The organism is Streptomyces sp. SP17BM10, assembly GCF_036322405.1.
GTDB lineage: Bacteria > Actinomycetota > Actinomycetes > Streptomycetales > Streptomycetaceae > Kitasatospora.
The window spans coordinates 95,654-104,329 of sequence record NZ_JAQYXB010000652.1; the positions used below are offsets into that span (position 1 = coordinate 95,654).

At 71.9% G+C, this 8,676-nt stretch carries 9 protein-coding genes; 4 read left to right on the top strand and 5 right to left on the bottom strand.

Going from position 1 to position 8,676, the window contains the following annotated elements:
• Positions 1–41 precede the first annotated feature (41 nt).
• From PUR71_RS30525 to PUR71_RS30535, 3 genes are all read right to left on the bottom strand, one after another.
• Positions 42–1,004 (bottom strand): threonine ammonia-lyase, encoded by a 963-nt coding sequence (locus PUR71_RS30525; protein ID WP_329930403.1) that lies wholly within the window; start codon positions 1,002–1,004, stop codon positions 42–44.
• A gap of 4 nt (positions 1,005–1,008) precedes the next feature.
• Positions 1,009–1,467, bottom strand: coding sequence for an Lrp/AsnC family transcriptional regulator (locus PUR71_RS30530; RefSeq protein ID WP_329930404.1), 459 nt, complete (start codon positions 1,465–1,467; stop codon positions 1,009–1,011).
• Positions 1,468–1,586: 119 nt separating this feature from the next.
• Complete coding sequence (locus PUR71_RS30535; protein ID WP_329930405.1) at positions 1,587–2,261, bottom strand: UbiX family flavin prenyltransferase; 675 nt, start codon at positions 2,259–2,261, stop codon at positions 1,587–1,589.
• A gap of 66 nt (positions 2,262–2,327) precedes the next feature.
• Here PUR71_RS30535 and PUR71_RS30540 point away from each other — a divergent pair, with 66 nt between their 5' ends.
• Both PUR71_RS30540 and PUR71_RS30545 read left to right on the top strand, forming a co-directional pair.
• Positions 2,328–3,071, top strand: coding sequence for a cyclase family protein (locus PUR71_RS30540; protein WP_329930406.1), 744 nt, complete (start codon positions 2,328–2,330; stop codon positions 3,069–3,071).
• A 114-nt stretch (positions 3,072–3,185) separates the two neighbouring features.
• Entirely contained in the window at positions 3,186–3,902 is a 717-nt protein-coding gene (locus PUR71_RS30545; RefSeq protein WP_329930407.1) for an MOSC domain-containing protein, read from the top strand.
• A 139-nt stretch (positions 3,903–4,041) separates the two neighbouring features.
• Here the strand turns inward: PUR71_RS30545 and mqnP are convergent, their stop codons facing one another.
• Entirely contained in the window at positions 4,042–4,971 is a 930-nt protein-coding gene (gene mqnP / locus PUR71_RS30550) for a menaquinone biosynthesis prenyltransferase MqnP (protein ID WP_329930408.1), read from the bottom strand.
• Entirely contained in the window at positions 4,968–6,419 is a 1,452-nt protein-coding gene (locus PUR71_RS30555) for a menaquinone biosynthesis decarboxylase (RefSeq protein WP_329930409.1), read from the bottom strand. Before PUR71_RS30555 ends, mqnP begins: the two co-directional genes overlap by 4 nt.
• A gap of 106 nt (positions 6,420–6,525) precedes the next feature.
• On the opposite strand from PUR71_RS30555, the gene PUR71_RS30560 reads away from it, so the two are divergent.
• Together PUR71_RS30560 and PUR71_RS30565 are read left to right on the top strand one after the other, a co-directional pair.
• Positions 6,526–6,930, top strand: a complete 405-nt coding sequence (locus PUR71_RS30560; protein WP_329930410.1) for a PLD nuclease N-terminal domain-containing protein — start codon at positions 6,526–6,528, stop codon at positions 6,928–6,930.
• Between the two features lie 450 nt (positions 6,931–7,380).
• Positions 7,381–8,676, top strand: a 1,296-nt coding sequence (locus PUR71_RS30565) for an acyl-CoA carboxylase subunit beta (RefSeq protein ID WP_329930411.1), incomplete at its 3' end; no start/stop codon positions are given.

Consider the following 8,676-nt stretch of genomic DNA (forward strand, 5'->3'; position numbering starts at 1 on the left):
GCCTCCTCCGACTTCGATTCCTTGCCGGAACGAGCGTACGCCTATGCCGCGAGCAGCTCCGCGAGCAGTGCCGGTTCGATGTTCCCGCCGCTCACCACGGCCGCGACCGCCCGGCCGCCGGTCTGCTCGGCGCGGTGGAAGTACGCGGCCGGGGCGACCGCGCCGGAGGGTTCGGCGACCAGACGGCCGCGGCGGGCCAGCAGGGCGACGGTGGCCCGGATCTCGTCCTCGGTGACGGTGACGATGTCGTCCACGTACGTGGCCAGGTGCTCGTACGGGAGCACCCCGACGGACGGGGTGCGCAGGCCGTCCGCGATGGTGCGGTAGGTGTCGGCGACCGGCCACTCGACCCGGCGGCCGGTGCGCAGGCTCTCCCGGGCGTCCGCCGCGAGCTCCGGCTCGACGCCGATCACCCGGATCTCCGGGCGGGTGAGCTTGAGCGCGGCCGCCGTCCCGCCGATCAGGCCGCCGCCGCTGACCGGCACCAGGACGGTGTCCAGCGCGGCCGGGGCGTCCTCGGCGATCTCCAGGCCCACCGTGCCCTGGCCCGCGATGATGTACGGGTCGTCGTACGGGGGCACCCACACGTAGCCGTGCCGCTCGGCCAGTTCGCCGGGCAGCGCGTCCCGCTCCCCGGGCGGCACGAGGATCACCTCGGCGCCGTAGCCGCGGGTGGCCTCCACCTTGACGGCGGGTGAGGTGTCCGGCATGACGATGACGGCCTTGATCCCCAGCAGCCCGGCCGCGTACGCGACCGCCTGCGCGTGGTTGCCGCTCGACTGGGCGACCACGCCGCGGGCCCGCTCGCCGTCGGTGAGCGCGGCCAGCCGGTTGTAGGCGCCGCGGGTCTTGAAGGCGCCGGTCGGCTGGAGGTTCTCCGGCTTGAGCCAGAGGCGGCGCTCGCCCTCGGCCGCCCACGGGGCGGGGACCAGCGGGGTGCGCACCGCGACCCCCGCGATCCGCTCCCGGGCCGCGTGCAGCTCCTCCAGACCGACCAGTGCCATGACGTCACTCTCCTTCGGGAGGGAGATCGCTCACCCGGTTCTCCCACTTCGTGGAGAGTACGACGGTGGTGCGGGTGCGGGCCACGCCCTTCGTGCCCGAGATCCGCTTCACCACCGACTCCAGGCCGGCCACGTCGGCCACCCGGACCTTGAGCATGTAGGAGTCGTCACCCGCGATGAACCAGCAGTCCTCGACCTCGTTGAGGTCCTTCAGCCGGAACGCGACGTCCTCGTGGTCGGCCGCGTCGGTCAGCTGGAGACCGATCAGGGCCGTGACGCCGAAGCCGAGCGAGGCCGGGTTGACCGTCGCGCGGTAGCCGGTGATCACCCCGGCCTGCTCCAGGCGGTTGATGCGGTCCGTGACGCTCGGGCCGGAGAGTCCGACCAGCCGGCCCAGCTCGGCGTAGGACGCACGGCCGTTCTCCCGGAGCGCCTGGATGAGCTGTCTGTCCACCGTGTCCATATACCGTCCGCGTCCTTCCGAACCTCACCAGACCCACAGATCATTATCCGGATTCAAAGGCGCCGCGCAGGGACCAACCCGGATATCGCAGAGAACATACTCTCCCGCCCCCGGCTTCCTCACTCCCCCTCAGCCGCCGCCGGTGCGCCGACGCCGCCGCGGCGCGCCGCGGCGCCCAACTCCCCTTCCCAGCGCCGGTACAGGGAATGCGGCACGCCGACGGCGTCGAGCACCCGGCCGGCGACGAAATCGACGAGTTCGCGCACGGTGGAGCCGCCCGCGTAGAAACCGGGCGACGCGGGGAGCACGACGGCGCCCTGGGCGTCCAGTTCCACCAAGTGCTTCAACGTCACCCCGTTGAGTGGCGTCTCGCGTACGCACACGACCAGTGGGCGGCGCTCCTTGAGGGTGACGCTGGCCACCCGCTGGAGCAGGTCCTTGCTCAGGCCGAGCGCGATCCCGGCCACCGCGCCGGTGGTCGCCGGGACGACCAGCATGCCCTTGGCCGGGTACGAGCCGCTGGACGGGCCGGCCGCGAAGTCCCCCGCGGACCAGTGGCGGACGTCGTCCAGGCCCTCGTCGCCGCCCAGCCACTCGGCGAGGTCGCTGCGCCAGTGCGCGTCCCGGAAGGAGATGCCGGTCTCGTCCAGGATGGTGAGCCGGGCGGCCCGGCTGACGATCAGGTCGACGGACTCCCCGGCCGCGAGCAGCGCACGGATCACGGACGCGGCGTAGGGCGTCCCGGACGCGCCCGAGACCCCGACCACCCACGGTTGACGCTTCACAGTTCCCATGGGCCATTTCTATCCGGCCCCACCCGGCGCGGCCGCATCCGCGCGGTCCCCTGCGAGGATGAGGCCATGGCAGCGACCCTCGTCGACCTCACCCACCAGGTGACCACCGCGATGCCGGTCTACCCCGGCGATCCGGCGGTCGTGCTGGAACCCGCGCTCACCACCGCGACCGCCGGAGTGAACGTGCTGGCCCTGCACCTCGGCTCGCAGTCGGGGACGCACGTGGACGCCCCGTACCACGTGGACGTCACCTGGCCGACGCTCGACGGCCTCCCGCTGGCGCGCTTCACGGGCCCCGCGGTGGTCGCCGACCTGCGCGGGCTGGAGCCCCGGGCGGCCGTCACGCCCGAGCTGCTCGCGCCCGCGCTGGAGCGGGCGGGCGAGGGCACCGTCCTGCTGCTGGCCACCGGCTGGGCCCGGCACTGGGCCACCGACGCGTACTTCGCGCACCCGAGCCTGACCCCGGACGCGGCCGAGGCGATCGTCGCGGCCGGGGTCCGCACGGTCGGCGTGGACGCGCTGAGCGTCGACCCCACCCCCGACCCGGGGCCGGGCGACCCGGCGGTCGCCGCACTGCTCGCCGGCCTCGCCGACGAGCACGACCAGCCGACCGCCGACGAGCCGACCCTGGCCGCGCACCGGGTGCTGCTGGGGGCGCCCGGCGGCGGGGTGATCGCGGAGAACCTGACCGACCTGCGGGCCCTGCTGGAGGCCCAGGAGGCCGGGCTGCCGGTGGACGTCTCGCTGTTCCCCCTACGGCTGGTCGCGGCGGACGGCGCACCGGTCCGGGCGGTGGCCCGGCTGGGGTGACCGGGTCGCGCCCGCCCCTTCTCCGGGGCGCTCCGGGGGCGTCCGGCTCCGGCCGACCGGCCCGCCCCACTTGGTCTAGACCATCCCCCGACCCCGCCGGTACGCTGTCCGCCCATGGCAGAGATCATCGGAGTGATCGAGCGACTCTGGCGCTACCCCGTGAAGTCCACCGGCGGCGAGCGGCTCGACTCCGTCGAGGTGGAGCGGCGCGGCCTGGCCGGCGACCGCCTCTACGCCGTCCGCGACGCGGCCGGCAAGTTCGGCTCGGGCAAGAACACCCGCCGCTTCCGGCGGATGGACGGCCTGCTCCGGCTCTCCTCCAGACTCGGCCACCGGCTCGACGGCCCCGACCTGCTCGACCCGCTCGGCCGCCCGGTCGCCGACCCGACCGCCTTCCTGCGCGCCTACCTCCAGCGCGAGGACGTCGAACTCGCCCGCGAGGACGCCGTCTCGCACGTCGACCGGCTGCCGGTGAGCGTGGTCACCACCGCCACCCTCGACTGGGCCCGCGAGGCCGCCCCGCTCACCGTCGTCGACGAACGCCGGTTCCGCCCCAACATCGTGCTGCGCACCCCGCCCGGCACCCCGCCGTTCGTCGAGGACGGCTGGTTCGGCCGCGAGGGGCGCACCGAAGCCCCGGACGGCGCCCGGCTCGCCTTCGTCCGCTCCAGCGAGCGCTGCGTCATGACCTCCGCCGCCCAGCCGGGACTCCCGCACGCGCCGGAGCTGCTCAAGGCCATCGTGGCCGCCCACGACGGCCGGCTCGACGCCCTCGCGGAGGTCGCCGCGCCGGGCCGACTGAGGGTGGGCGACCGGCTGACGCTCAGCTGATCCGCCATCCCATGGCTTGAATGGACGAACCGTCAGCCCGGGGCGGGCACACCGGCACACCGGCCCGCCCCACCGGTCCGCGAAGATCCGCCGACCGCGCGGCCCTGTTCCGCCGAGCGGCCCGGCGGGGGCTTGCGGATCAGATTCCGAGACCCCGGATGATCAGGTCCACCAGGGCGAAGAAGAAGAGCGAGATGCCGACGAAGCCGTTGGTCTGGAAGAACGCGCGGTTGAGCCTGGACAGGTCGCCCGGACGCACGATGGTGTGCTCGTAGACGAACGCGCCGGCCACGACGAGCAGGCCGATCCAGAACGCCACGCCGGCACCGGTGAGGACGCCGAACCAGGCCAGCAGGGCCGTGGTGACGAGGTGACAGACGCGGGCGCCCCGGATCGCCGCCGGGATGCCGAAGCGGGCCGGCACCGAGCGCACGCCGCCGTGCCGGTCGGACTGCACGTCCTGGCAGGCGTAGATGAGGTCGAACCCGCCGATCCAGATCCCGACCGCCACGCCGAGCACGACGGCCTCCCAGGACCAGCTGCCGGTCACCGCGAGCCACGCGCCCACCGGGCCCATCGCCTGTGCCAGCCCGAGGATCGCCTGCGGGAAGTCGGTGAACCGCTTGCCGTAGGGGTAGACGACCATCGGCACGACCGCCACCGGCGCGAGCGCGAGGCACAGCGGGTTCAGCATGGCCGCCGCGCCGAGGAACACCACCAGGGCGACCGCCGAGCCGGTGTAGGCGGTCTTCAACGAGACGGCGCCGGTGACCAGTTCGCGCCCGGCGGTGCGCGGGTTCCGGGCGTCGATCTCGCGGTCGATGATCCGGTTGGCGGCCATCGCGAAGGTCCGCAGGCCGACCATGCAGACTGTGACGACGAACAGCTGGCCCCAGTGCACCCGCTTGTCGGCGAGGAACATGGCCGTCAGCGCGGCGATGTAGGCGAAGGGCAGGGCGAAGACCGAGTGCTCGATCATCACCAGGCGCAGGAAGGCCGACACGCCCCCGCGAGTGCGGGGGGATTCGCCGTGCCCCCCGTTGCCGAGCGTACCGACTCCCGTGCTCACAGCCCGTACTCCTTCCAGCGGCGCGACACGAGGGCGGCCGTGGCCGGGTCCGAGGAGACCATCTCGGGCCAGCCGCCGTCGCGGGTGTAGCCCTCCTCGGGGAGCTTGCGGGTCGCGTCGATGCCCGCCTTGCCGCCCCAGAACTGCTGGTAGGAGGCGTGGTCGAGGTGGTCGACCGGGCCCTCGACGACCGTCAGGTCGCGGCTGTAGTCGACGTTGCCGAAGGCCCTCCAGGCGACCTCCTGGTAGTCGTGCACGTCGCAGTCCGCGTCCACCACGATGATCAGCTTGGTCAGCGACATCATGTGCGCGCCCCAGATCGCGTGCATCGTCTTCTGGGCGTGCTTCGGGTACTTCTTGTCGATCGAGACGATCACGCAGTTGTGGAAGCCGCCGGCCTCCGGCAGGTCGTAGTCGACGATGTCCGGGATGATGATCTTCAGCAGCGGCAGGAAGAACCGCTCGGTGAACTTGCCCAGCGGACCGTCCTCGGTCGGCGGGCGGCCGACCACGATGGACTGCAGGACCGGGCGGCGGCGCATCGTCACGCAGTCGATCTTCAGCGCCGGGAACGGCTCCTGCGGCGTGTAGAAGCCGGTGTGGTCGCCGAACGGCCCCTCGGGGAGCATCTCGCCGGGCTCCAGCCAGCCCTCCAGCACGACCTCGGCGTCGGCCGGCACCTGGAGCGGGACGGTCTTGCAGTCGACCATCCGCACGCGCTCGCCGGCGACGAACCCGGCGAACAGGTACTCGTCGATGTCCCCCGGCAGCGGCGCGGTGGCCGCGTACGTGACGGCCGGCGGGCAGCCGAAGGCGATCGCGACCGGCAGGCGCTCACCGCGCCTGGCGGCCACCGCGTAGTGGTTGCGGCTGTCCTTGTGGATCTGCCAGTGCATGCCGATCGTCCGGCGGTCGTGCCGCTGGAGCCGGTAGAGGCCGAGGTTGCGGATGCCCGTGTCCGGGTCCTTGGTGTGGGTGAGGCCCAGGTTGAAGAAGGAGCCGCCGTCCATCGGCCAGGTGAAGAGCGCGGGAAGCCCGTCCAGGTCGACGTCGTCGCCGGTGAGCACGACCTCCTGCACCGGGGCGTCCTTCACGTGCCGCGGCGGGACGTGCGCCATCGAGGCGAGCTTGCCGAAGGCGTCCCGGAAGCCGGTGAAGCCCTGCGGCAGTTCGGGCTTGAGCAGGCCGGCGATCTTCTCGGAGATGTCGTCCGGACCCTTGAGGCCGAGCGCCTTGGCCAGGCGGCGCTCGGTGCCGAAGACGTTCATCGCGAGCGGCATCGACGAGCCCTTGACGTTCTCGAAGAGCAGCGCCGGGCCCTTGGCCTTCTGCACCCGGTCGACGATCTCGCCGATCTCCAGGTGCGGGTCCACCTCCGCCTTGATGCGCTTGAGGTCGCCCTCGCGGTCGAGGGCTCGGAGAAACGAGCGGAGATCGTCGTATGCCATGCCAGTCAGTATCCGCCACCCGATAGCCTGGATCCGTCAAGGGCCCCCGGGGAGGGCCCCAGGACGCAGCCCGCCACAGTCGCCGTCGCCGGGGGAGATCGCCGCCGTGCTCAGGATCCTGACCTTCGTCGTTCCGCTCGCCCTGTGGGTGTGGGCCTTCATCGACTGCCTGACCACGCCCGAGGACGAGGTGAAGCACCTGCCCAAGGTGGTGTGGGTGATCATCGTGCTGCTGTTCCCGCTGGTCGGCTCGATCGCCTGGCTGGTGGCGGGCAAGCAGCGCGGCGGCGCGCGGATCGCCGGCGGCGGGCCGGCCTCCGGCCGACCGGAGCACGGGGGCCCGCGCGGCGGCCGTCCGCTCGCGCCGGACGACGACCCGGAGTTCCTCGCCTCCTTGAAGAAGCCCGACAACGCCCACGAGGACATGCTCAAGCAGTGGGAGGCGGACCTGCGCCGCCGCGAACGGGAACTGCGGGGCAAGGACGAGCCGGAGGAAGGCCACAAGGGCTGACCCGCCCGTTCGGAGGATCCCTCGGACAGCCCACCCGGCAGGCGTCGGGTGGGCTGTGGCGTTTTTGGCGCTTCCCTACGACTGTGGCCCTACTACCACGACTCCTACCGGTGGCCCCACCAGACTTTAGCGGCGCTTGAGCGGGGCCCCAGTCGGCTCGCCTACGCTCCCGGGTGACGGCCCTGACCTGCGCTTTCCTTCATGCTCAGATCATCGGACCATCATCTGTCCGACAACCCCCGGTATTCGAACGGACACCGAGCGCAGTGGGTGAGGTCCGGTCGCTTCTGTACAGGCCTGACAGCCAAACGCTCCCGACCTTGTACGGAATCGACGCCGAAACCAGCGCACGGCCCCTCGTACAGTCATAAGTGAAGAAAGTGATTCGCAGCCGGGGGCACAGCAGACGTTGGCTGTCGGACAGTTCCCTCACCCTTGGAGTGGTTCGAGATGACGGTTGTGCATGAGGCGCCGGTCGGCGGCGAGATCCCGGAGATTCCGGCCGACGCCCGAGGTCGGGTCGCCGAGCTGCACGAACTGCGCGAGAAGGTCCGGCGCGGCCCGAGCGAGAAGGCCACCGAGGCCCAGCACGCGAAGGGCAAGCTGACCGCCCGCGAGCGCATCGACCTGCTCCTGGACGAGGGCTCCTTCCACGAGGTGGAGCCGCTGCGCCGGCACCGCGCCACGGGCTTCGGCCTGGAGGCCAAGAAGCCGCACACGGACGGCGTCGTCGTCGGCTGGGGCACCGTCCACGGCCGGACCGTCTTCACCTACGCCCACGACTTCCGGATCTTCGGCGGCGCGCTGGGCGAGGCCCACGCGCAGAAGATCCACAAGATCATGGACATGGCCATCGCGGCCGGCGCTCCCCTGGTCTCCCTGAACGACGGCGCCGGCGCCCGCATCCAGGAGGGCGTCACCGCCCTCGCCGGCTACGGCGGCATCTTCCAGCGCAACACCAAGGCCTCGGGCGTCATCCCGCAGATCTCGGTGATGCTCGGCCCGTGCGCCGGCGGCGCCGCGTACTCCCCCGCGCTGACCGACTTCGTCTTCATGGTCCGCGAGACCTCGCAGATGTTCATCACCGGGCCGGACGTCGTCCAGGCCGTGACCGGCGAGAAGATCAGCCAGAACGGCCTCGGCGGCGCCGACGTCCACGCGGGCGTGTCCGGCGTGGCGCACTTCATCTACGACGACGAGCAGTCGTGCATCGAGGAGGTCCGCTACCTCCTGTCGCTGCTGCCGCAGAACAACCGCGAGATGCCGCCCTCCGTCCTCAGCGAGGACCCGGTCGCGCGCCGCAACGACAGCCTGCTCGACCTGGTGCCGGCGGACGGCAACCGCCCGTACGACATGCGCAAGGTCATCGAGGAGATCGTCGACCACGGCGAGTACCTGGAGGTCCACGAGCGCTGGGCGACCAACGTCCTGTGCGTGCTGGCCCGGGTCGACGGCCACGTCGTCGGCATCATCGCCAACCAGCCGCAGTCGCTGGCCGGCGTCCTCGACATCAATGCGAGCGAGAAGGCCGCGCGCTTCGTCCAGATGTGCGACGCGTTCAACATCCCGCTGGTGACCCTGCTGGACGTCCCGGGCTTCCTGCCCGGCGTCGACCAGGAGCACGGCGGCATCATCCGGCACGGCGCCAAGCTGCTCTACGCCTACTGCAACGCCACCGTCCCGCGCATCTCGCTCATCCTGCGCAAGGCGTACGGCGGCGCCTACATCGTCATGGACTCCCAGTCC

Bases quoted from the DNA above. Each gene is read 5' to 3' on its own strand.
- PUR71_RS30525 (WP_329930403.1), bottom strand. From the start codon at position 1,004: ATGGCACTGGTCGGTCTGGAGGAGCTGCACGCGGCCCGGGAGCGGATC.
- PUR71_RS30530 (WP_329930404.1), bottom strand. From the start codon at position 1,467: ATGGACACGGTGGACAGACAGCTCATCCAGGCGCTCCGGGAGAACGGC.
- PUR71_RS30535 (WP_329930405.1), bottom strand. From the start codon at position 2,261: ATGGGAACTGTGAAGCGTCAACCGTGGGTGGTCGGGGTCTCGGGCGCG.
- PUR71_RS30540 (WP_329930406.1), top strand. From the start codon at position 2,328: ATGGCAGCGACCCTCGTCGACCTCACCCACCAGGTGACCACCGCGATG.
- PUR71_RS30545 (WP_329930407.1), top strand. From the start codon at position 3,186: ATGGCAGAGATCATCGGAGTGATCGAGCGACTCTGGCGCTACCCCGTG.
- PUR71_RS30555 (WP_329930409.1), bottom strand. From the start codon at position 6,419: ATGGCATACGACGATCTCCGCTCGTTTCTCCGAGCCCTCGACCGCGAG.